The organism is Arthrobacter sp. MYb227 (assembly GCF_002975435.1).
GTDB lineage: Bacteria > Actinomycetota > Actinomycetes > Actinomycetales > Micrococcaceae > Paeniglutamicibacter.
The window spans coordinates 296,545-318,287 of sequence record NZ_PCPT01000005.1 but is presented as its reverse complement, the minus strand read 5'-3'; the positions used below and the strand labels follow the sequence as shown (position 1 = coordinate 318,287).

The window sequence follows — 21,743 nt, the reverse complement described above, 5'->3', positions numbered from 1 at the left end:
AAGACGGTTAAGGGTTACGGCCTGGGTCCGCACTTTGAGGCGCGTAACGCAACGCACCAGATGAAGAAGATGACCCTGGAAGACCTCAAGGGCTTCCGCGATCACCTGCGTATCCCGATCACCGACGAGCAGCTCGAGGCAGACCCATACATGCCTCCGTACTACCGTCCAACCCAGGATTCGGCCGAGTACAAGTACATGATGGAACGCCGTGCCGCCCTCGGTGGCGCAGTTCCTTCACGCCGCACAAAATCCAAGGAGATTCACCTCCCCGAGGACAAGGCGTATGAGACCGCATCGCGCGGTTCGGGCAAGCAGCAGGCGGCCACCACCATGGCGTTCGTGCGCCTGCTCAAGGATTTGATGCGCGATAAGGAATTTGGCAAGCGTGTGGTTCCGGTGGTTCCGGATGAGTCCCGCACCTTCGGTATGGATGCGTTCTTCCCGACCGCAAAGATCTACAACCCGGCCGGTCAGAACTACCTCTCGGTGGACCGCGAACTAGTTCTTGCCTACAAGGAATCCCCTGCCGGTCAGCTGATCCACCCGGGCATTAACGAGGCAGGCGCGGTAGCGGCATTCACCGCCGCCGGCACCGCCTACGCAACGCACGACGAGCCGTTGATCCCGATCTACGTGTTCTACTCGATGTTCGGCTTCCAGCGCACCGGCGATGCCTTCTGGGCAGCCGCGGACCAGATGACCCGCGGGTTCATCATGGGCGCCACCGCCGGACGGACCACGCTGACCGGTGAGGGCCTGCAGCACGCCGATGGCCACTCCCCGATCTTGGCTTCCACCAACCCGGCAGTGATCACTTACGATCCTGCGTACGGTTACGAGATCGGACACATCGTGCGCGATGGTCTTGAGCGTATGTACGGTGGGGCGCACGAGGATCCAAACGTGATGTACTACATCACGCTGTACAACGAGCCGTACCAGCAGCCCAAGGAACCAGAAAACCTGGACATCGAGGGCATCAAGCGCGGCATCTACCTGGTCTCCCCGGCCAAGGTCGATGGGCCACGTGCCCAGCTGCTCGCCTCCGGTGTAGCGGTGCCATGGACCATTGAGGCCCAGCGTATCCTTGCCGAAGAATGGGGTGTCTCGGCAGATGTTTGGTCGGTAACCTCCTGGAACGAGCTGCGTCGCGACGGTCTTGCGGCAGAGGAAGAAGCCTTCCTGAACCCGGCCGCCGCACCGCGTGTGCCGTTCGTGGCTCAGCAGCTTGCTGGCGCCACCGGTCCGATCGTTGCGGTCACCGACTACATGAAGGCAGTGCCTGACCAGATCCGCCAGTTCGTTCCCAACGAATTTGCCACCCTGGGCGCCGACGGCTTCGGTTTCTCCGATACCCGTGCCGCCGCACGTCGCTTCTTCAAGATCGACGCGCACTCGGTCGTGGTGCGTACCCTGCAGATGCTTGCCAAGCGTGGCGAGGTTGATGCATCGGCTCCTGGAGCAGCATTCGCCAAGTACCAGCTTGACGATGTCAACGCGGGAACCAGCGGAAACGCCGGTGGTGACGCCTAAGGGCATCACCAGCTAGTCGCAAGATGGCGGCGGAAACCTTTCCTCACGGGATCGGTTTCCGCCGCCTTCTACGTAGCTCACTATCTAGCGTCCTGACAAGCCCGCCTAAGTGTCCAAACGCAGCCCCGGCGGCTTGTGCACCAGGATTGGTTTCTTTGTAAGAACACTACAAAATCGTGTTGGCGGCCCCATGATGGTTATGCTCGTATTCATGAGTGATGAGCACATGGTGAATCCAAGCCAACGGATTAGACCGTTCCGCCAGGCCAAGGCAAGCCCCGAAACACTCAAACGACTCAAACAACACCTGGGTGTACTTTCGACAGTTGCGCTCAAACACCTTGATCAGTCGCTGCCGTGGTATCGCGGGCTACGCCCCGAGGAACGTGCGGCTCTTGGTCTTGTTGCGCAAAAGGGCATTGCCTCATTTGTCTCCTGGTACGAACGGCCCACCACATCCCCGCAATGGGTCATCAACGATGTCTTTGGTGCCGCCCCCACCGAGCTGACCCGCTCGATCAGCTTGCAAAAGGCCTTGCAGCTGATCCGAACCATCGTTGAGGTCGTCGAATCTCAGGTCCCCGACATTGCACCGGAGGCCGAACAGACCCAGCTACGCGAGGCGGTGCTGCGCTACTCACGTGAGGTCGCCTTTGCCGCTGCAGATGTTTACGCTCGTGCCGCAGAAACCCGTGGCGCCTGGGACTCGCGGCTCGAAGCATTAGTCGTCGATGCGGTGATGCGGGGAGAATCTCAAGATTCCTTGCGCTCTCGTATTGCTGCCGTGGGCTGGAAATCCCACGAAAACATTCTGGTGATGATCGGTGCCACCCCTACCTCGTCCCAGGTAGGATTCGTGAGCGAACTGCGCCGCGCGGCAACCCGCTACGCCCGTGATTCCCTGGTGGGAGTACATGGTGAACGTGCCATCCTGATGCTCGGTGGCGTGGATTCGGACCGCGCCGGCATCGACCGTCTTGCCTCGTTCTTTGGCGAGGGTCCGGTGGTGTATAGCCCCACCGCACCGACGTTGAAGGAAGCCTCAACCTGCGCACAGGCGGCTTTTGCCGCAATTGCCGCGGCCAAGGCCTGGCCACTGGCTCCACGCCCCGTGGCGGCCGATGACCTATGGCCCGAACGCGTGATGAACAACGATGTTGAGGCGCGCCATGCACTAGTCAATGGGATTTACGACCCACTCATCAAGGCGGGAAACGGTCTCATTGAAACCCTTTCAAGCTACTTATCGCTGGGCCATTCCTTGGAGGGAACGGCTCGCGAACTGTTCGTTCATGCAAATACCGTGCGCTACCGACTCAAGCGCGTGTGCGATGTAACGGGGTGGGATCCTCTAGTCCCGCGCGAGGCTTTTGTGTTGCAAACGGCACTGGTGGTGGGCCGCTTAGATGCCGAAACAGAACAAAACCATCCCGAAACGCGGCCAAACAATCAGCGAAGCACCCAATAAATCTTGTAGGATTCATACAAAAGCATGCCCGCAAGTCGGTGTGCGAAAACAGCCGCAGTGAATGACTTCTTTGGAAAGCTGGAGTAGTGCTAGCAATCGTGTGCCCAGGACAGGGCTCTCAGACCCCCGGATTCCTTTCTCCGTGGCTTGAAGTTCCCGGTGTTTCCGAACACCTGAACGAACTTTCCGCCATCACCAACCGTGACCTGACGACTCACGGAACCCTCTCGGATGAGGAGACCATCAAGGACACTGCCGTAGCGCAGCCACTGATCGTTGCCGCCGGCCTCATTGCCGCCCGTGCACTCTTTGGTGACACGCTGCCGGGCAATACCGTGCTTGCCGGTCACTCGGTGGGAGAAATTACCGCGACTGCCCTTGCCGGCGCCCTGAGCGAAAAAGACTCGATGGTCTTTGTTCGTGAACGTGCAAACGCCATGGCCCTTGCCGCTGCGGCGACCCCCACCGGCATGGCAGCGGTACTTGGCGGCGACGCCGAGGAAGTCAATGCGGCAATCCTTGCAGCGGGCCTGACACCGGCCAACGCAAATGGCGGCGGTCAGATCGTTGCCGCAGGCACCATCGAACAGATCGAAACCTTTGCCGCTCATCCCCCGGCCAAGGCACGAGTGATTCCACTCAAGGTTGCCGGCGCGTTCCACACCCACCACATGGCTCCGGCGGTGAACGTACTCGAGGAACTCTCAACATCGTTGACTCCCGCGGATCCAGCCACCACGCTGCTCTCAAACTTTGACGGCTTGGCGGTTGCCGATGGCACCGCCAACCTGGCCTCACTGGTGGCTCAAGTTTCCCGCCCGGTGCGCTGGGATCTGTGCATGGAAGAACTCGCGGCCCGCGGGGTCACCGGAATTATCGAGCTTCCACCGGCCGGAACCCTCGTAGGCCTTGCACGCCGCGGCCTCAAAGGCATTCCAACTCTTGCTTTGAAGTCCCCCGAAGACCTCGAAGCTGCTCGCGCCTTTGTCGCCGAGCACACCCAAGTTTAAGGAAGATCAATCATCATGAGCGTAGTAATGAAGCAGAATCCCACGCGTGAATTCAGCCGTATCCACGGTGTAGGCTCCTTCCGCCCGGATACCATCGTCACCAATGACGATGTATGCCAGTGGATCGATTCCTCAGATGAGTGGATCCAGCAGCGCACCGGCATCATCACCCGTGCCCGCGCGGATGAAAACACCTCGCTGTTGGACATGGCAGAGGGCGCTGCCCGCGAAGCCTTGGCTTCGGCAGGCATCGAAGCCAGCCAGCTCGGTGCCGTCATCGTCTCCACGGTGACCTTCCCCTACGCAACCCCCTCGGCAGCCGCAGCGCTTGCCGATCGCATCGGCGCCACCCCGGCCCCGGCGTTTGATATCTCGGCCGCCTGCGCAGGCTACTGCTACGGCGTGGCACAGGCCGACTCGCTGGTTCGCTCCGGCACCGCTGAATACGTCCTGGTGGTCGGCGCGGAGAAGCTCTCCGATGTGATCGACAACCACGAACGCACCATCTCTTTCCTGCTCGGTGACGGCGCCGGTGCTGTCGTCATCGGTCCCTCTGACATTCCGGGCATTTCCCCGTCGGTCTGGGGCTCGGATGGCTCCAAGTGGTCGGCCATCGGAATGACCCACTCTCAGCTAGATCTGCGCGATGCGGTCCTGCAGGCCGAATCCTCCCCCGAGGGCACCGCCCTGGTGGCCGGCACCGAGGCCCAGCTGTGGCCAACACTGCGCCAGGACGGCCAGACGGTCTTCCGCTGGGCCGTGTGGGAAATGGCCAAGATGGCTAAGAAAGCACTTGCCGAGGCGGGCGTCACCGCCGAGGATCTGGCGGCCTTCATCCCGCACCAGGCAAATATGCGCATCATCGACGAGATGGTCAAGCAGCTCAAACTTCCCGAGAGCGTTACCGTAGCCCGAGATATTGCTAACGCTGGCAATACCTCGGCCGCCTCAATTCCGATGGCCATGGACCGCATGCTGAAGGAAAACCCGGAACTTTCCGGTGGACTGGCACTGCAGATTGGCTTCGGCGCGGGCCTTGTCTTCGGCGCACAGGTAGTAGTCCTGCCCTAGGCTTAAGCCTGAAGGGTTTTCCCTCCCAAATACCGGACCGCAGCTTTCGCGGTTTGAATAGTCGTCGGGCTACAAACTCGGCAAAAACAGAAAAGGAGCCATCATGGCTAGCAACGAAGAGATTCTGGCCGGCTTGGCCGAGATCGTCAACGAAGAGACCGGTCTTGCCACCGAGGCAGTTGAAATGGACAAGTCCTTCACCGAGGACCTGGACATCGACTCCATCTCGATGATGACCATCGTCGTCAACGCCGAAGAAAAGTTCGACGTAAAGATCCCGGACGAAGAGGTCAAGAACCTTAAGACCGTTGCAGATGCAGTGAACTTCATTGCAGGCGCACAGGCCTAAGCTGGCTTTTGATTGAACCGCGTTGGTGGGGTTTACCTAGTTGTGGGCCCCACCAACGCGGTTCAATCACCCCCCTCGCGGGCCATGTAGCCCGATGTAGTACTACCGGTTTAGCAACCGATTTCTAGACTTTTGGTCAATTCCGGATTCTTGCGGCTAAACTGCCGCAAACCGACGCATTGACCGTGTACTAGCCTCGCTAGTCGCTTCGCCCCAACCAGTAGAGAGTTACCTCATGGCTCGCAAAGTTGTCATCACCGGCCTCGGTGCCACCACCCCCATCGGCGGAGACGTCCCGACCCTCTGGGCCAACGCCCTGAAGGGTGTTTCGGGTGCTCACACGCTGCCCGACGAATGGGTTGAAACTTACAACCTTCCGGTGAAGTTTGCCGCCAAGGCCTCCAACCCGGCCTCCGAGGTGCTCTCCCGCGTGGAAATGAAGCGCATGGATCCTTCAACCCAGTTCGCAGTCGTTGCGGCACGCGAAGCCTGGAAAGATGCCGGCATCGAAGAGATGGACCACGACCGCTTGGCCGTTGCCTTTGCCACGGGCATTGGTGGGGTATGGACGCTGCTCGATGCCTGGGACACCCTCAAGGAAAAGGGCCCGCGCCGCGTGCTTCCGATGACCGTACCGATGCTGATGCCTAACGGCCCGGCAGCTGCGGTCTCGCTTGATCTTGGCGCCCGTGCCGGTGCGCACACCCCGGTTTCCGCGTGCGCCTCGGGTACCGAAGCAATGCACATCGGTCTTGAACTGATTCGCTCGGGCAAGGCAGATGTGGTGATGTGTGGTGGCGCCGAAGCGGCGATCCACCCGATGCCGATGGCTTCGTTCGCTGCCATGCAGGCATTGTCCAAGCGCAACGATGATCCCGAGCACGCATCACGCCCGTACGACATTGACCGTGACGGCTTTGTCATGGGCGAGGGCGCCGGCGCATTGGTTCTTGAGGCCGAAGAGCACGCTATCGCTCGCGGCGCGACAATCTATGCCGAACTTGCGGGCACCTCGGTAACTGCGGACGCGTACCACATCACCGCCCCGGACCCACAGGGCCTTGGCGCCACGCGCGCGCTGAAGGCAGCAATGTTCGATGGCCGTATTCAGCCAGAGGACGTTGTTCACGTCAACGCACACGCCACCTCCACCCCGGTGGGAGACAAGCCGGAGTACACCGCGCTGCGCGCAGCCCTTGGTACTCAGCTTGATAACGTGTGCGTCTCGGCCACCAAGTCGCAGATGGGCCACCTGCTCGGTGCCTCGGGTGCCGTTGAGTCGGTGCTGACGGTTCTTGCCATTCACCACCGCAAGGCACCTGTGACCATCAACCTCGAAAACCAGGACCCGGAAATTCCGTTGGATGTCGTTACGGGCACCCCGCGCGAGCTTCCGGAAGGTTCGATCGTTGCGCTGAATAACTCGTTCGGCTTTGGTGGTCACAACGCAGTGGTTGCCATTCGCAGCGTCTAATTCCACATGGTGGGCCCGCGAGGTCTCCCTGTAATCCGGGGTCGGTTCCGTGTCCATGACTGGATGCGGGATCGGCCCCGGCTTTTTGCGTGCATTTCACGGCTTACGGTACGTCTTGAAATCCAACGTGAAGGGGCTTTAGACCAAAGGGTAGGTTTTCACGAGACAGGTGGGAAAGTAATGCTCGGCTCACCTCTTTACTTGTCGGGGATTACCGACATCTATCGAGCCAACATAACCCCGTCTTTGGTCGTCATATCTGTAGGCGGCCTACAGTTTTTAGATCTCAATCTGTAAGTACTTTTACGATACTTTTCTGTTGATTTATAGAAGCTTTTCTGTCACATGCAAGATATGGAAGCAACTATTAGGAACCTCATCCACGTCGATTCGACTCGCATGAACATCCACGACATAGTAAGCGAACTCAATAAAAACTTGGGTACCACAATTGTTCAGTCCATGGCCGGGGTCAAGGATCGTACATCCCCCACAAAATGGGCAAAACCAGACGGACCCGAACCGCGTCCGGAAGTTGAAACACGATTAAGGCTTGGATACCGGGTCTGGAAAACTCTAGAACACGCAGACGGAAAAAAATCTTGTGCTTGCTTGGCTCATGGGAGCCAACCCAAGACTAGATGAGGAACTCCCGATACTTTTCATTCAAAAGAACTTGGCACGTGATGTTATCGGCGCTTCGGAGGCATTCGTGAACGACACTTTCGCAGCATGATAGAAACCATTGGCTCTCGAACCTGCGAGGGGGCGTTACGACAGCCTGGGTTCCACAATCTATTTGGCCGATTCTCGCCGTTGCGCCTACTCCGAAGTCTTGAGCGGATTCCGCCAGAGTAGAGCCGCTATTACAAAAGTCGCAGAATCCATCGGCTGGGATCCTAGAAAGTACGTGGACAAAGTCTTAGAAGAAGCTTCAGCAAACGGCATCGATGCCCACCTGGGCCATCTCCTTAGACTGGCAGATGGATCGCTCAGTCTACGAGATTCGGTTGTCGCGGCAAGGGGTGCTGGGTTCACGTTGACCATCCAGACACGCTTCGAGCAATTGAATCCTTTGACTCAAAATTCAACGGTTTTGGAGCGAAATTACAATTACTCACCAGCGGGTCAATCACGGGTGAAGACCGAGACCTAACCACTCTAATTGCGCACCTTATTCGAAATCAGATACTCGATGATGGTTCCGAGCCTTTGGGACTCAACTATGATTCAAAAACACTGCAGGGGCGTTGCTGGGCGTACTGGGATCGGCGAACTGACCTAGACCTAGCACCGGGACGTAACGACTTGGTTCAACTAACCGCAGAAAACGTTGGACCGGATCCAGAGTTCATCAGTACCGCGCAATATTACGACTTACCTATTCTGCATGGGCATCAAATTTTTGCGCTCCTCATGAAGACTGCGGATCAAAATAGGAATTCTTTCCGACTCATGAGCCTTCAATGACGAAGCCGTGCTGGGGGAGCATTTTAACGCAACCAAAAAGGAACCCAGACCGTCCTACTTTCGTACACTGCGTCGAGGGCTAAGAGTACGTATTGGGTGAAAACAACTACTCAATGATTAGGCGCAATATCGGCCATATAAGTGAAGCCCGTGCGTCCTCAAGCTAGTGGACACGCGGGCTTCACTCAGAATCGTAGCTCTGAAATTGGGGTGTTAGATCACCTGATGCAACCAGCGCACTGGCGCGCCCTCCGCGGCGTAGCGGAATGGCTCGAGCTCTTCATCCCAGGCTTCACCCAGTGCAATTGAAAGCTCCTGATAGACGATGGCCGGATCTCCGGCACCCTTCTCATAGGCCCAACGAATGCGCTCTTCGGAAACCATGATGTTTCCTGCAGCATCGGTGGTCGCATGGAAAATGCCGAGCTCGGGGGTGTGTGACCAGCGCGATGAGTCAACACCGGGACTCGCCTCCTCGGTCACTTCGTAACGCAGGTGAGCCCATCCGCGCAGTGCGGATGCTAACAGCGCTCCGGTGCCGGGCTTACCGGTCCAGTTGACCTCGGCCCGAGACATTCCGGGTGCAGCGCTTTGTTCGCTCCAGTGTAAGTCGGTGCGTTGCTCGACAACCGAACCGATGGCCCACTCAATATGTGGGCACAACGCTGAAGGGGCTGAGTGTACAAAGAGTACGCCCCTGGTCATTGCTTCAGACATACCATCCTCCGATGTGCTGTTGGAACGTCTTCCCCAACGCCAACATCAACTTCTCGAAGAACTCAAAATCCTACTTTAGTATTCAGCATGATTATACGCGGTGCAACCACTTGCTTTGGCACGTGACTTCTGCTTATGCACGAGGATGGGCCCGTTGGTAGCTTTCCTTGAGCCGTTCGACCGAAACGTGCGTATACAACTGCGTGGTGGCAAGGGAAGAGTGTCCCAATATTTCTTGTACGGCACGCAGATCCGCGCCACGATCCAACAAATGTGTGGCGGCCGTATGACGTAATGCGTGTGGTCCGCGGGCAGCGGTATCCCCGAGATCGGCGAGCGCTTCGGAGACTACTTGGCGGGCTTGGCGGGGGTCAAGGCGTTTCCCGCGGGCGCCGAGAAGTAGTGCGTTTGCTGAGTGCTGGTTTTTGAGTGTGGGGCGTGCATGGCGGAGGTATTTTTCGATGGCATGCTGTGCCGGTTGACCGAAGGGAACCGTGCGTTCTTTGTCGCCCTTGCCGATGACTCGTAGGGTGCGTCGGTCCAGGTCGATGTTGGTTGTGTCGAGGGAGACGAGTTCGCCGACGCGGATTGCTGTTGCGTAGAGCAGTTCGAGGATGAGAGTGTTGCGGGTTTTGATGGCTTGTTCGAGTGGGGTTGGTTCTTTGACAGATGTTTGGGTGCTGGCTTCTGGGGCTTGTGGGTCGAAGAGTCGGTTTATTTGGTTTGTTTGGAGGACGTGTGGGAGGCGTTGTTCGCGTTTGGGTGATTGGAGGCGTGTTGCCGGGTTTGTGGTGATGAGGTTTTCGCGTAGTGCCCAGGCGAGGAAGGAGCGGATGGTTGATGAGCGTCGGGAGATGGTGGTGCGGCTGAGGCCGTTTTCGGCGAGGCTCATGAGCCAGGTGCGTAGGAGTGGAAGGTCTACGCCGTGGAGGTTTGTGGTGCCTCGTGGGATTGCGTAGGTGTACAGATTGGTGATGTCTGTGCTGTAGGCGCGGAGTGTGTGTTCGCTGCGTGAGCGTTCGAGTGCCAGGTGTCTGAGGTATCCGTCGTGGGCGTTTTTGAGCGCGGTGGGGATTTCGACGGGTTTGGGGGTTTGTTTGGGTTTTGTTGGCACGTCTCTACCATCTCGCGTGGGGGTGCGTGTGGGTGGTTGCGCCACGCCGTGGGGGTCCGTGGGGACAGGTGGATGTCTTTACTCCCCCCTTGTAGGGAAGTTCTCTCATGATGGGGTTGGTTTGCCTAGGTGTGTTTGTTTCCCGTTGGGGTAGCGGCGGATCCAGCCATTGTCTTTGCGTTCGGTGAGTCCGCGCGTGGTGAGGCGGGTCAGTCCCCCGAGGATGGAGCCGATGCCGAGTCCTGCTCTGCTGGCTAGTTCGTCTACGGTGCGTGCGTTGCGGGTGGGTAGCGCGTCGAGTAGGAGCATGTCTTGGATGGTGAGGTCGTCGTGGTCTCGGCGATCTGGTTCTTTGGTGGGGTTTGCTTCTTCTGGGGTTGGTTGGTCGTGGAGGGTTCCGAGTAGTTCGAGGGCTTCTGTGGCGTCGGTGATCAGTGTTGCTGCTCCCTCGCGGATGAGGCGGTGGCATCCTGCTGAGTTGGCCGAGTAAATGGAGCCTGGGGTGGCTCCGACGTCTCTGCCCATTTCTGCTGCGTGGTGGGCGGTGCTGAGGGCGCCTGAGCGCCAGCGGGCTTCGGTGACGATGGTTGCTGCGCAGAGGGCGGCGATGAGCCGGTTGCGTTGCAGGAAGCGCCAGCGTGAGGGTGTGGTGCCGGGTGCTACTTCGGCGATGAGTAGTCCGTGGCGGTGGATGCGGAAGAGGAGGTCTTCGTTTCCTGCCGGGTAGAGGCGGTCTAGTCCCCCTGCCATGACGGCGATGGTGTTGGGTCTAGATGGGTCGGTTCCTAGTGGTGGGTCTTCGGCGAGCGCTGCTTCGTGGGCTTTGGCGTCGATGCCGTAGGCGCCTCCGGAGACGATGCAGATTCCCTTGGTGACGAGTCCCGCGCTGATTTCTGCGGTGATGGTGCGTCCGTATTCTGTTGCGTCGCGGGAGCCGACGATGGCGAGGAGGGTTTTGGGGTCGTGGAGGACCTGGGTGTTGGCGTTACCTCGATACCAGAGTGCTATGGGGGCTGCGAGTTGGAGGGATTCGAAGCCTTGGGGCCAGTTGGGGTCGGTGGGGGTGAGGATGCCGCCTCCCATGTTCTTGATCAATTGCAGATCTGCATGGGGGTTGGTGTTGTTTGCTCGTGCTCTCCAGCGCTCTAGTCCCGCGTTGAGGCGCAGGGTCGCTTTGTTGGCTCCGTTGGCGTCGAGTAGGTCTGCGATTTGCTGCTGGGTGTGTGCGGGGGCCGGGCCTGTGTGGTTGCAGACGAGGCTGTAGGCTTCGACGGCGCCGAGGATCTCGATAAGTGCGGTGCCTGTTTGGTCGTTGGGTTCGATGATGCGGGTTAGTCCTGCGCGGGCGAGCTTTTCATCGGTGACAGTGGTTTGAGGGTCATTCATGGTGGCCGTCCATTTCTCTTCTGTTGCATTACCTCCTCACTGGCTGGTACCTGGTGCAATGTTCTTGGCTGGCAGGTGTGAGGGGGGTGGTTGAGAATTAGTGTGGATGCGTTGGTGGCTATCGCTGCATTGTCCCGGGGTAGCTGTGGATCGCACGATTCTTTGGCTTCTGAGCGTGGGGCTTGTGCGGGTAAGAGCTGAGGGTGTGCGTGGAAAAGAGTTCTGCCGATAGCTGGATTTGTGTTCGATGATGCTTAAATATTGCTTGTGGCCTGCCATGTAGGCAACGATGGAGAGGTGGCTTCGCTCCATGGGTGGAGCCAGGATTGTGATTCCGGACAGTTTCTAGCTAACGAATTCAGGCGAACGATGACTAATAAACGAAGACTTCCACTCCTGGCAACCGTTTCGGTTCTTGCTGGCGCATTGATGCTCAGCGGTTGTTCAGATCCCACGAAAGCTCCGGAGTCCAGCGGAGGTGGCTCATCTTCGACACTGACCGTTTCCTCCGCGAATTTCGTTGAATCGGAGATCATTGGCAACCTATACGCCGAAACCCTGAAGGACCAGGGGTTTACGGTTGAAACCAAGTTCAATATCGGCAGCCGCGAAGCATACATTCCCGCGCTGACCGATGGGTCAATTGATCTGATCCCCGACTACACCGGCAACTTGTTGCTCTTCTTGGATCCGAAGGCGGATGTCAGTACTCCTGCATCAATCTTGAATGCGCTTCCCGCGGCCTTATTAGCCAAGAGCCTCACGGCCTTCACCCCGGCCTCGGCGGAGGATAAGGATGCTGTTGTTGTCACCCGTGCGACGGCCGAGAAATGGAATCTCAAGACCATTGGTGATTTGAAGGCTCATAATGCGGAGCTGAGCATTGCTGGTCCTCCAGAGTTCAAGGAGCGCCCGGTCGGTCTACCGGGTCTTGCGACTCATTACGGTGTTGAGCCTTCGAAGTTTGTGCCAATTGCCGATGGTGGCGGTCCAGCTACCGTGAAGGCGTTGCTTGATGGCACGGTCAGCGCGGCAAACATCTTTACAACTTCGACCGCGATTCCCGCCAATGATCTAGTGGTACTCGAAGACCCGAAAAATAATTTCCCCGCCCAGCAGGTGATCCCGGTGGCGGCGAAGGACAAGCTTGACATGAAGGCCATCGAGGCGATCGATGCGGTTTCGGCCAAGCTCAGCACCACCGAACTCATCAAGCTCAACGAGGCAGTTTCCGGGGACACTAAGACCGAGCCGAAAACCGCTGCCATCGATTGGCTCAAGGCTCAGGGCTTGATCGGGAAGTAGCCGAACAACAGAATAGAACACACGTTCGAATGGGGGTTGGTTTCCGTTGCCCGCCGGTGACCAACCCTCACTTTTCCCCAAAACACGGGGATTTTAATTTCCCGGAAGGGACACAAAACACCGATGATCACCTTTGAATCAGTGAGCAAAACCTACCCCGGGGGCACCCAAGCCGTCGAAAACCTCAGCCTGAACATTGCAACAGGCTCCTTCACGGTCTTGGTGGGGCCCAGCGGCTGCGGTAAGACCACAACCATGCGCATGATCAATGCCATGGTCACTCCCACCAGCGGCCGTATCCTGCTAGATGGAAACGACATCGCAGAAATCCGGCCGGTCTCCCTGCGTCTTGGCATCGGCTATGTCATGCAAAATGGTGGGCTCTTCCCACACCGGAGCGTTATCGACAATATCGCCACCGTCCAACGACTCCTAGGATTGGACAAGAAGAACGCACGGGCCAAGGCATTCGAAGCCATGGAACGAGTAGGTCTTGATACCTCACTGGCCAAGCGTTTCCCGGCCCAGCTCTCCGGTGGCCAGCAACAACGCGTGGGAGTCGCCCGCGCACTGGCTGCCGATCCACCGATTCTGCTCATGGATGAGCCTTTTAGCGCCGTGGACCCGATTGTGCGCGACGAGTTACAGCAAGAGGTTCGCCGGCTCCAGGCAGAAATCAAGAAGACAATCGTCATGGTCACCCACGACATTGACGAGGCCTTACTGCTCGGGGACAAGATCGCGGTCATGGCACCGGGCGGTACTCTGCAGCAGTACTCAACACCCCTAGAAATCCTGACTCGTCCGGCCAACGACTTTGTACAATCAATGGTGTCCAAGGATCGCGGATTCCGCTCCCTATCCTTTGAACCCCTGGGACAAGTCCCTTCCACCGCGCTACCCATCCCGGGAGCCGATGGCCTCATCAATGCCACCACGCTCGCGCCCGGCTGGGCCTTGGATCTAGGCCACACGACCGCAAGTGCATCGTGGGTCAATGAGTCGGGCCAGCGCTACCCGGTGTCCACCCCCGTGAGACGCACAGATACCCTGCGAGAGGCCCTAGACGCCATCTTGGCATCCCCCGTGGGTGCCGCTCTGCTCACCGATGTTCACGGTGATCCAACCTCGTGGATTACCCTGGAGGATCTTTCACCCAGACTGGCTCCAAAGCTCAGCTTGGAGCCTCGGGCATGAACTGGATCCTCAACAACACCGAGCAGACCTGGGAACTGACCCGTGAGCACCTCTACCTGTCGATCATCCCTATCATCGCCGGACTAGTCGCAGCACTAGTACTCGGATTGGTCTTTGGAAACCGACGGCGAGCGCGCAGCATTATCACCACCCTTGCCAGCGCGGTATTCACTATCCCCTCGCTCGCCCTCTTTGTTGTGCTTCCTTCAATTTTGGGTACCCAGATTTTGGATCCGCTCAATGTGGTGATCGCCTTGAGCCTGTATTCGGCGTCTTTGTTAGTTCGTACGGTCTTTGATGCCCTTGATGCGGTTCCGGCGCAGGTGCTCAACGCCGCAGAAGCCGTGGGTTATTCGCCCATACGCCGCAGGCTGCTGATTGACCTGCCACTATCGTTGGGCCCCCTGGCCGCGGGGCTTCGAGTTGCAGCAGTGACAAACGTTTCGCTGGTTTCGGTGGGCGCGGTCATTGGCATTGGTGGACTCGGTCAGCTTTTCACCTCCGGCTATCAGCGCAGCTATCCAGATCAAATTTTGGCTGGCATCATTATGATCTTGATTCTGGCATTGCTACTTGATCGCTTGATCGCCGGGATCGCTCGGTTGCTGACCCCTTGGTTGCACCTTTCCACCAAAGAAACGGCAACGGCTTCGGCGAGCGGTAGCGAGGCAAAGAAATGATCGGCGAGATGCTCAGCTATCTGGGCACGAGCTCACATTGGGTTGGCGAGGGTGGAATTGCCGCGCGTCTAGGAGAACACCTCTGGTATTCGATCCTTGCCGTGTTACTTGCCCTGGTGGTGGCGTTCCCGGTGGGATTGTTCATTGGTCACACCGGACGCGGCAAGATCGTGCTGGTATCGCTGTCCAATACCTTGCGCGCTTTACCGTCCTTGGGCATCATGACGCTCTTGGTACTGCTCATGGGTCTAGGTCTTTTCCCGCCCTTGGTGGCGTTGATCCTGATTGCCATTCCGCCAATCTTGGCGGGAGTGTATTCCGGTGTAGCCAACGCGGATGCATTGGTGGTTGATTCGGCCAGGGCCTTGGGCATGAAAGACTCACGCATTATTTTGCAGGTAGAACTACCCCTAGCGCTTCCCTTGATGCTTGGTGGCCTACGCAGCGCGCTCTTGCAGGTCATTGCCACGGCAACCATCGCGGCCTATGTAAACCTCGGCGGACTGGGACGCTACATCTTCGACGGGCTCGCTCTATATGACTATGGGCAGGTGATGGTTGGTGCCGCTCTGGTCACCGCTCTGGCGCTGGTAGTAGACGGACTGCTCGCATTATTGGTGGCACGATTCTCTCCGGCCAGGCGACTAACCGCGGCTTGAGACGCGTGCCCGCCAGACAACGGCGAGTGCACAGCACACCACGCGGAACGAATATGGGCCAAGGTAGCCAATTTTGCCCACGGCTCCAATAGATAGGATCGAACCTATGGAGCCCATCGAAGCGATGGAACCAATGGAACCCGCGGAAGCCAAAGATCCAATGGAACCTGCCGAGATGAGGGATCCTATCGACCCTGCCGATGCAACAGAGCTAATAGATCCGGCGGAAGCTATCGAAGAGATGGAACCCACCGAGGACACAGACTCGATCGAACCTGTGTCCTCGGCATGGCAGCATTGCGTTGGTGTATGCATAAATCCATCATCTCTTATAGTCGCAACCTTGTGTGCGCGAGAAGGACACCCCGTGGAACGCTGGGTAGCGCCCCGCTGAGGTTTAGAACGCCTTATAACCGCTCTTGTTCAGCAGAGCTCCACGTCCAGTCTTCGTGTCCCAACACGTCAGACCATTCTGTTCAGAGGCGCAGACATCATTCTTGTAATAAATCGCCTCGCCGTAGTTCACTACCTGCGGCTTGGGAGTATTCCACATATATAGCGGCGCATCGCCCCTATGCCCAACGGTTGGTTTCTTGCCCTCATCAAAGTAGACCCACCACAGAGACCCCTCACGCGGATCCATGTAGAGACCTGATTCCATCCATGAATCAACGCCACAGCCACTGAAATCGGGGCTAAGGTCGCAGCCGATATTGCCCGAGGGGGTAATAATCAGCGCAGTGTCTTCGCCGCCATACTCCCCTTTGAAGAAAGCGGTAGCCGGTTTCGCATGTGCTGGTCGCGGCCCACCGGCACCGGGATAAGCTCCTTCAACAGGTACCGTCGGCGCTGGCGTCATCGTGCGTTCGGCGGTCTTGTGGCTGCTTGATGCTGGAGCTTCGGTTTCCTGTGCAGGCTTTGCTGGAGGTGTCGGAGCAGGTGATGTTGTACCGGTGGAGTTTGGGGACACCGATGCTTGATCGGTCGGGGCCGCTGTTCCTGTCGAAGAACAACCGGACAGGCTTATGGCCAGTACGGCTGCAACGGCACCGAAGCCAAATCGTTTATGTGACATGGGAAAGGACAAACACCAATCTAGAATTCGTAAGCGCAACTAATCAGCTGCCAGCCTATGCATTCATGCTCCCCACCAGCAAAGCTGAGAACCGTCGAATTGTGTTTAAGAAGTGGCCGCGACCTTACCCAATATCGCCTTTTCCATGCTGGCGCAGCTGCAAAGCAACATCTACATCTTCTGCAGTGGGGCAGGCATGTTGATTCAAATCCGCGATGCTCCAGGCGATCCGTAAGACCCGATCATGTCCGCGAGCGCTCAGCCGCAATGTCTCCACAGCTTTGCTCAGTGAGGCAGTTGCGGTGCTGACCAAACGCAGTTCCTGACGCAGAATCGAACCGGGTACCTCCGCATTGGTACTCAGCCCCCAGCGTTTGAGCCGGTCTTGTTGTTTTGCTCTGGCTTCTTTGACCCGCACGGCAACTAGGGCAGAGGACTCGGCTGGAACACGAGTCGCCATTTCACGGGCCGAAAGTTGCGGAACAAATAGCTGCATATCAATCCGGTCAAGCAGTGGGCCGGAAAGCTTGGCCAAATATCTCCGCCGTTGCATGGGAGTACACGTACATTCCAAACCTTTACCGAGATTGCGCCCACACGGGCAAGGATTAGCCGCCATCACTAGTTGAAAGCGTGCGGGATAGGTTGCGGTACCGGTAGCTCGATGAAGGGTCAGCACACCGGATTCTAGGGGTTGGCGCAGCGCATCAAGCGCTGCGGCACTAAATTCTGGGCTTTCGTCCAAGAACAAGATTCCGCGGTGTGCTCGAGATGCGGCACCTGGACGCGGTATCCCGCTTCCCCCACCAATGAGTGCCACCATTGAGGCGCTGTGATGTGGCGCTTCAAAGGGTGGCCGGCGAATCAACGAGGTGATCTGCCCACCGCCGGCCGCCAAGGAATGTACTGCGGTGGTTTCCATGGCCTGTACATCATCAAGGTCCGGCAAGATGCCGGGCAATCGCTGGGCAAGCATTGTCTTGCCCGCACCGGGCGGGCCGGTTAGTAACAGGTGGTGCCCACCGGCGGCGGCTACCTCCAGTGCGTAGCGGCCCTGTGGCTGGCCTATGACCTCTGCTAGGTCCAACGCACGCACGTTGGCTCCCTGGCTCATGTTGGGCCTGCGCAGCGGGGAATGATGCCGTGCCCGATACAGCAGCACCCGAGGGTCGGCACCGCAGTCGGCAAGTAATTGGGATAAATGATCGTAGGACCGCACACTGACCCCCGCAACGAGTTCTGCCTCGGCACGATTCTCTGTGGCGACAATGATCCGCTCGTATCCGGTCGCCTTGGCCGCCATAACCGAGGGAAGCACCCCGGCTACCGGACGCAGTGATCCGTCGAGGCCCAGTTCGGCAAGGTAAATGACCTCGGGTGTCAGCTGGATCAGCCTGTCGGCGGCAAGAATTGCCAGCAGGATGGCAAGATCAAATCCCGATCCGCGTTTATGCATGGTCGCCGGGGTCAGATTGACGGTGATTTTCCGGTTGGGCAGGGGCAGTCCCGAGTTTCGTGCCGCTGAACGGATACGTTCACGTGATTCGTTAAGCGAGGCATCGGGTAACCCGAGCAACAGGAACCCGGGGATACCATTACCCACATCCGCCTCGACCTCAATAATTTGGCCGTTCAAACCTGTCAGGCCGATGCCCAGGGTGCGTGCCAGGCTCATGATTCGACCCCGGCGAGGTGCTCGATATGCGGTTGTCGTCCGGGTTCGAGCAGAATTGCCACAACATCCACGCGCACGGTGTTGGGGTTTCTGCGGTGTTCAACGCACCAACGGCGGGTCAGCCTAGAGACCCTGCGTAGTTTTGTTGAGTTGACTGCTTCGGCCGGATGGCCAAACCCCAACGAACTGCGAGTCTTGACCTCCACCCCGATGATCTTCCCGCCATACTCGGCGATAATATCCAGCTCGCCAATGTTACAGCGCCAGTTTCGTTCGAGCACCACGTATCCAGATTCTTCAAGGTACCCCACGGCAAGGTCTTCGCCCTTTGCACCAAGTTCCTGCTTATGATTTCCCATCGCGCCTACCCCTTCACTCCTATGTGGATTTCACTTTCAAGGGTGAGGGTGTTCAGTGCATCGTGGGTGAATGATGTAAGGAATGTGGATAAAAGCGATTCCGCGAGCGCAGGAGGGAATCTGTGAGCTTAGAGATCGCCTACGTTGAGATGACACCCGGAGGTATGACGCCAGATCATGTGGTCGAGTTTTCGTGGCTCAGCGGGGTAATCCAGTGCGACTTTTTGATCAGTTCCGTAGCCACCGTGATCAGAGAGCGAACCGTCGCACCAACGCTCAGCTGCCGCTGGACCTAGAACACGTCGTGGAAACCGTTAGGGGTCCACGACGAGCACGTCGGAGGTGGGGATACTGTCAATCGTGTAGACCGGCATCGTCTCGATCACCGCACGCATCGTAACCCGTGCGTTGGTGCCGCCGAGCTCGTGTTCCCCTGCGGGGCCAAAGACGTAGAGGCACGTGGGGTTAGTTCCCGCACCGAGGCGGGAGCGGGACTGGATCCCCTCGAAGCCGGCGGCGTCCATCGCTGCGGCCCAGACGCGCGTCATCACATAGTGATCGTCCATGGGGGCGGTGATATCACCGGGAACGATCCCGAAGGCCGACGCGGCGCCCGCCGTGAAATCCGCTGCTTTAGTGCCCGGAATCTCTAGCTGGGAGATCCAGCGCTCGGCAATCATTGATGCCGGAAGAGCAGGATCCCCCACGAAAGCCACCCCGAGGAACTCCCACACGGCAACTTCCTCGGGGACGCGGTGTTCAGCGTCCGCCGCGGCGCCTCCAGGTTGAAGCGGCCCCCACTGTTGGAGAAGTACCACGGGCTGTGCAGTCCGTGCGCGCGGTATCGGCACACCCGCGCACGGTGGACGTAGGTGAGAATAGCTACGAAGTCTTTTTCCGGGTCTGGAAACCGAAGCGTACGGGAAGCCCGGTTCATGCTGCCGCGTGCCAGCCAGCTGCGTCATCGGCGGCAAGCTTCTGCAGCGCGGCGACCCGATCGGTATCGCCCGAAACCAGGACATCCAGTGCCGTTGCCTCACCGAACTGGGCCAAACGGGAGGTCATCCAGTAGGCGACGGTCCATCCATCCACGCCTGTCTCTAGTAGGACCTGCAGCAGTTTTTGGAGTCCCGGAAGCACGACACCGCTGGCGAATTAGAATGCCGGGAAGAGGACAACTCCATCGGCGGTGGTGACACGCAACAGGCGATTATTCCTAACTCGCTCACTCACAGCTTGGCGCGAAATCCCACCCAGCACCTTGCGCACGCGGTCCGTCGTGTAAAAGGCGCCTAGTCGGTCATTGATCCTGTTGGCCGCTAGGACGGCATCGGCCATCGCGTTGACGGTTGCACGTTCAGACTCGCCGGAAAAATTGGTGACCTCTTTTGAAGCCATCATCTGGTCAAGTCGGCGCCCCACACCATCAAGCACCCGTTCACGCCAGTTCTCGGCAGTCGATTTATCGCCCTGCGGCCGATCAATGGAATCGCTCATAATGGCTGCCTCTTTTCCTATACGTCCACCATTTCACCTCGCGTCAAGGTAAATCAAGGAACCATCGGTGTAACGCAGAAAACTCAGGGCAAGCCCCACAGTGGAGCGCCACTTCAGCCTCAAGCGCGTAGACCCGTATGAAAATATGTCTAGGTGACGCTCCCCCTTCATATCCCCTAGACCCAGGCCTGATGCCAGTAGGCCGCCTGTTCGCTGTGTTGGCGGATGATCGCATCAGCGGATCGATCGGCACGTGGCCAGAAGTCCACACGGTAGCTATCGATGGCTGGTTCATCCTCGAGTATGCAGTCTTCCGCTCGGGCTTCATCCATCTTCTTTCCCGAGTAGCGGACCCGATAGTTTCCTAGCGGAATCGGCAATGGGTCATAAGTGCTGCCGCAGCATTCTTCGAGGCTCAGTTCCCCGGTGAGGTGATAGGAAACTTCAACTACGTCTTCCCATGATTCGTCGAGCTCGGGCGTGCTCTGGTGAAGGTGGACAGCCAATTCCACGTGGCCCGTGTGCAGTCCCGTGATGAAGAAGAGATTTTGGGCGGCAGCGGCACCACACAGGCCGTTAGTTTGCCCCTTGAAGGCAGCGTCAAGGTCATACTCGGATTCACCGCTGAGCATGTAGAACTGGCCATAGGAAATGTTGAGGATTGAGTTAAAGAGTTCCATGCGCAATCTTTCGAATTTGGTGGGAATTAGAACTTCAGTGAACGCTGATCGTAAGCGTTGCGCATCTCTCTGGTGTCCAGCTCGAATTTCAAGTTTAATGTTGTTTCGCGAAGCTCGTAATCGGGAATGTTTGCGATCTTCAGGGTGCAGGCGAGTTTTGTAGCCTTCTGAGCGTGCGGCATCCAAAAATCGGCTGTGGTCCGTGTGATCTTGTTGAAGTCGTGGAAGTCCACTGCTTGTTGGGAAGCAGTGAACATCATCTTGGTAGTTGGATCATCGGCTACCAGCTCGAATTCCGGCATCGAATTTTTGCGTTGGCGCCACTTATCCCGATCGGCATGCACGCTGTCATAGATACCTGCTTCCACCTGGACCAGGATGCCGTTTTCATACACGCATGCGGACACGACTTGGACGCGGCGGCCGTTTCCCGAATATATTGGTTGATTCAGTGCCACAAGCAATCCGAGTTCGACTTCAGTGGGGCCGTAACTCTCATCCTCATCCGGGTTCTTGGGATAGAAATCCATCTCATCGTGCGAAAACTCTTGGCTTTCATACGGGTCCTCGTCCTGCCTCATCAGCGAGCCACTGAGGAAGGGACGGGCAGTATAGGCAAGGTGGCCAACACGCAGATTAAACAGTGCGTCATGAACCTGATCCGATGCGGCAAGTACCACAGGATCGGTGTCCGAGCTGGCAAGAAGCTCCGGGAGTTTGGCTTCACGTTTGATCAGTTCGCCAAGATATCGGGTCAGCGATTCGTTCAGTTCAATAATGCTGTTGGAGAAGTGCTGTCGTCCGGTGTCGATATCCGGTTGCCCATCTTCGAAGGTAAGCCCGAGATCGTGCAGATTGATCCCGTCCGAGGCTTGGGATCCGCCAACGAATCCGAAGCTGACCACTCCGAGCCCATCATCTTCGGCTGGGTTTTCATCTGGCACATGGTTTGTGGGCATAACGTGGGTCTCCTCAAGGCGGCATCACACTGAACAAGGGAATGATTGCGCAGGAAGTAACG

General features: G+C 57.9%; 21 protein-coding genes and 1 pseudogene. 11 read left to right on the top strand and 11 right to left on the bottom strand.

From position 1 onward, the window contains the following. The 6 genes and pseudogenes from CQ018_RS12830 to fabF form a co-directional block, all read left to right on the top strand. Window positions 1–1,536 (top strand): annotated as a pseudogene (locus tag CQ018_RS12830) (pyruvate dehydrogenase (acetyl-transferring), homodimeric type); the annotation flags it as partial. 211 nt (window positions 1,537–1,747) lie between these two features. Further along, the gene (locus tag CQ018_RS12825; protein ID WP_105550411.1) at window positions 1,748–3,004 is read left to right on the top strand and encodes a CdaR family transcriptional regulator; all 1,257 of its coding nucleotides are present in this window, start codon (window positions 1,748–1,750) and stop codon (window positions 3,002–3,004) included. Between the two features lie 86 nt (window positions 3,005–3,090). Beyond that, entirely contained in the window at window positions 3,091–4,014 is a 924-nt protein-coding gene (locus CQ018_RS12820) for an ACP S-malonyltransferase (protein ID WP_105550389.1), read from the top strand. A gap of 15 nt (window positions 4,015–4,029) precedes the next feature. After that, the gene (locus CQ018_RS12815; RefSeq protein ID WP_105550388.1) at window positions 4,030–5,085 is read left to right on the top strand and encodes a beta-ketoacyl-ACP synthase III; all 1,056 of its coding nucleotides are present in this window, start codon (window positions 4,030–4,032) and stop codon (window positions 5,083–5,085) included. Between the two features lie 103 nt (window positions 5,086–5,188). Then, window positions 5,189–5,434, top strand: a complete 246-nt coding sequence (locus tag CQ018_RS12810; RefSeq protein ID WP_068733191.1) for an acyl carrier protein — start codon at window positions 5,189–5,191, stop codon at window positions 5,432–5,434. 235 nt (window positions 5,435–5,669) lie between these two features. Further along, window positions 5,670–6,908 (top strand): beta-ketoacyl-ACP synthase II, encoded by a 1,239-nt coding sequence (fabF, locus tag CQ018_RS12805; protein ID WP_105550387.1) that lies wholly within the window; start codon window positions 5,670–5,672, stop codon window positions 6,906–6,908. Between the two features lie 1,683 nt (window positions 6,909–8,591). Here the strand turns inward: fabF and CQ018_RS12795 are convergent. From CQ018_RS12795 to dprA, 3 genes are all read right to left on the bottom strand, one after another. Further along, window positions 8,592–9,095: a DUF3145 domain-containing protein gene (locus tag CQ018_RS12795; protein WP_105550385.1), complete on the bottom strand. Its 504-nt coding sequence runs from the start codon at window positions 9,093–9,095 to the stop codon at window positions 8,592–8,594. Between the two features lie 133 nt (window positions 9,096–9,228). Next, entirely contained in the window at window positions 9,229–10,209 is a 981-nt protein-coding gene (locus tag CQ018_RS12790; protein ID WP_258142592.1) for a tyrosine recombinase XerC, read from the bottom strand. 105 nt (window positions 10,210–10,314) lie between these two features. Continuing rightward, window positions 10,315–11,595: a DNA-processing protein DprA gene (gene dprA, locus CQ018_RS12785; RefSeq protein ID WP_105550384.1), complete on the bottom strand. Its 1,281-nt coding sequence runs from the start codon at window positions 11,593–11,595 to the stop codon at window positions 10,315–10,317. A 369-nt stretch (window positions 11,596–11,964) separates the two neighbouring features. On the opposite strand from dprA, the gene CQ018_RS12780 reads away from it, so the two are divergent. The 5 genes from CQ018_RS12780 (at window position 11,965) to CQ018_RS20845 (ending at window position 15,830) form a co-directional block, all read left to right on the top strand. Further along, window positions 11,965–12,900 (top strand): ABC transporter substrate-binding protein, encoded by a 936-nt coding sequence (locus CQ018_RS12780; protein WP_105550383.1) that lies wholly within the window; start codon window positions 11,965–11,967, stop codon window positions 12,898–12,900. 123 nt (window positions 12,901–13,023) lie between these two features. Further along, complete coding sequence (locus tag CQ018_RS12775; RefSeq protein WP_105550382.1) at window positions 13,024–14,097, top strand: ABC transporter ATP-binding protein; 1,074 nt, start codon at window positions 13,024–13,026, stop codon at window positions 14,095–14,097. Further along, a complete protein-coding gene (locus CQ018_RS12770) occupies window positions 14,094–14,777 on the top strand; it encodes an ABC transporter permease (RefSeq protein ID WP_105550381.1) in 684 nt (227 codons plus the stop codon). Before CQ018_RS12775 ends, CQ018_RS12770 begins: the two co-directional genes overlap by 4 nt. Next, the gene (locus tag CQ018_RS12765; RefSeq protein ID WP_105550380.1) at window positions 14,774–15,436 is read left to right on the top strand and encodes an ABC transporter permease; all 663 of its coding nucleotides are present in this window, start codon (window positions 14,774–14,776) and stop codon (window positions 15,434–15,436) included. The genes CQ018_RS12770 and CQ018_RS12765 overlap by 4 nt, the downstream gene beginning before the upstream one ends. A gap of 106 nt (window positions 15,437–15,542) precedes the next feature. After that, window positions 15,543–15,830 carry a hypothetical protein gene (locus CQ018_RS20845; protein WP_181149875.1) on the top strand — a complete coding sequence of 96 codons (288 nt, stop codon included), beginning with the start codon at window positions 15,543–15,545 and terminating at the stop codon, window positions 15,828–15,830. Window positions 15,831–15,833: 3 nt separating this feature from the next. Here the strand turns inward: CQ018_RS20845 and CQ018_RS12755 are convergent, their stop codons facing one another. The 8 genes from CQ018_RS12755 to CQ018_RS12725 all read right to left on the bottom strand — a co-directional run bounded on the left by CQ018_RS12755 (window position 15,834) and on the right by CQ018_RS12725 (window position 21,681). After that, complete coding sequence (locus CQ018_RS12755) at window positions 15,834–16,511, bottom strand: hypothetical protein (protein ID WP_146111901.1); 678 nt, start codon at window positions 16,509–16,511, stop codon at window positions 15,834–15,836. A gap of 124 nt (window positions 16,512–16,635) precedes the next feature. Further along, on the bottom strand, window positions 16,636–18,186 hold the full coding sequence (locus CQ018_RS12750) for a YifB family Mg chelatase-like AAA ATPase (protein ID WP_105550378.1): 1,551 nt from the start codon (window positions 18,184–18,186) through the stop codon (window positions 16,636–16,638). Then, complete coding sequence (locus CQ018_RS12745; RefSeq protein ID WP_105550377.1) at window positions 18,183–18,545, bottom strand: YraN family protein; 363 nt, start codon at window positions 18,543–18,545, stop codon at window positions 18,183–18,185. Before CQ018_RS12745 ends, CQ018_RS12750 begins: the two co-directional genes overlap by 4 nt. 314 nt (window positions 18,546–18,859) lie before the next feature. Then, window positions 18,860–19,363 carry an RES domain-containing protein gene (locus CQ018_RS12740; protein WP_105550376.1) on the bottom strand — a complete coding sequence of 168 codons (504 nt, stop codon included), beginning with the start codon at window positions 19,361–19,363 and terminating at the stop codon, window positions 18,860–18,862. Between the two features lie 115 nt (window positions 19,364–19,478). After that, window positions 19,479–19,637 (bottom strand): hypothetical protein, encoded by a 159-nt coding sequence (locus CQ018_RS20085; protein ID WP_181149874.1) that lies wholly within the window; start codon window positions 19,635–19,637, stop codon window positions 19,479–19,481. Window positions 19,638–19,700: 63 nt separating this feature from the next. Then, on the bottom strand, window positions 19,701–20,042 hold the full coding sequence (locus tag CQ018_RS12735; RefSeq protein WP_105550375.1) for a hypothetical protein: 342 nt from the start codon (window positions 20,040–20,042) through the stop codon (window positions 19,701–19,703). Window positions 20,043–20,218: 176 nt separating this feature from the next. Further along, window positions 20,219–20,722, bottom strand: a complete 504-nt coding sequence (locus tag CQ018_RS12730; protein ID WP_105550374.1) for a hypothetical protein — start codon at window positions 20,720–20,722, stop codon at window positions 20,219–20,221. Between the two features lie 26 nt (window positions 20,723–20,748). Then, window positions 20,749–21,681, bottom strand: a complete 933-nt coding sequence (locus CQ018_RS12725) for a hypothetical protein (protein WP_105550373.1) — start codon at window positions 21,679–21,681, stop codon at window positions 20,749–20,751. Between the last annotated feature and the right edge of the window lie 62 nt (window positions 21,682–21,743).

Bases quoted from the DNA above. Each gene is read 5' to 3' on its own strand.
- CQ018_RS12815 (WP_105550388.1), top strand. From the start codon at position 4,030: ATGAGCGTAGTAATGAAGCAGAATCCCACGCGTGAATTCAGCCGTATC.
- CQ018_RS12765 (WP_105550380.1), top strand. From the start codon at position 14,774: ATGATCGGCGAGATGCTCAGCTATCTGGGCACGAGCTCACATTGGGTT.
- CQ018_RS12750 (WP_105550378.1), bottom strand. From the start codon at position 18,186: ATGAGCCTGGCACGCACCCTGGGCATCGGCCTGACAGGTTTGAACGGC.
- CQ018_RS12775 (WP_105550382.1), top strand. From the start codon at position 13,024: ATGATCACCTTTGAATCAGTGAGCAAAACCTACCCCGGGGGCACCCAA.
- CQ018_RS20845 (WP_181149875.1), top strand. From the start codon at position 15,543: ATGGAGCCCATCGAAGCGATGGAACCAATGGAACCCGCGGAAGCCAAA.
- CQ018_RS12735 (WP_105550375.1), bottom strand. From the start codon at position 20,042: ATGAGCGATTCCATTGATCGGCCGCAGGGCGATAAATCGACTGCCGAG.
- CQ018_RS12780 (WP_105550383.1), top strand. From the start codon at position 11,965: ATGACTAATAAACGAAGACTTCCACTCCTGGCAACCGTTTCGGTTCTT.
- CQ018_RS12730 (WP_105550374.1), bottom strand. From the start codon at position 20,722: ATGGAACTCTTTAACTCAATCCTCAACATTTCCTATGGCCAGTTCTAC.
- dprA (WP_105550384.1), bottom strand. From the start codon at position 11,595: ATGAATGACCCTCAAACCACTGTCACCGATGAAAAGCTCGCCCGCGCA.
- CQ018_RS12795 (WP_105550385.1), bottom strand. From the start codon at position 9,095: ATGTCTGAAGCAATGACCAGGGGCGTACTCTTTGTACACTCAGCCCCT.
- CQ018_RS12810 (WP_068733191.1), top strand. From the start codon at position 5,189: ATGGCTAGCAACGAAGAGATTCTGGCCGGCTTGGCCGAGATCGTCAAC.
- fabF (WP_105550387.1), top strand. From the start codon at position 5,670: ATGGCTCGCAAAGTTGTCATCACCGGCCTCGGTGCCACCACCCCCATC.
- CQ018_RS12770 (WP_105550381.1), top strand. From the start codon at position 14,094: ATGAACTGGATCCTCAACAACACCGAGCAGACCTGGGAACTGACCCGT.
- CQ018_RS12825 (WP_105550411.1), top strand. From the start codon at position 1,748: ATGAGTGATGAGCACATGGTGAATCCAAGCCAACGGATTAGACCGTTC.
- CQ018_RS12745 (WP_105550377.1), bottom strand. From the start codon at position 18,545: ATGGGAAATCATAAGCAGGAACTTGGTGCAAAGGGCGAAGACCTTGCC.
- CQ018_RS12755 (WP_146111901.1), bottom strand. From the start codon at position 16,511: ATGTCACATAAACGATTTGGCTTCGGTGCCGTTGCAGCCGTACTGGCC.
- CQ018_RS12725 (WP_105550373.1), bottom strand. From the start codon at position 21,681: ATGCCCACAAACCATGTGCCAGATGAAAACCCAGCCGAAGATGATGGG.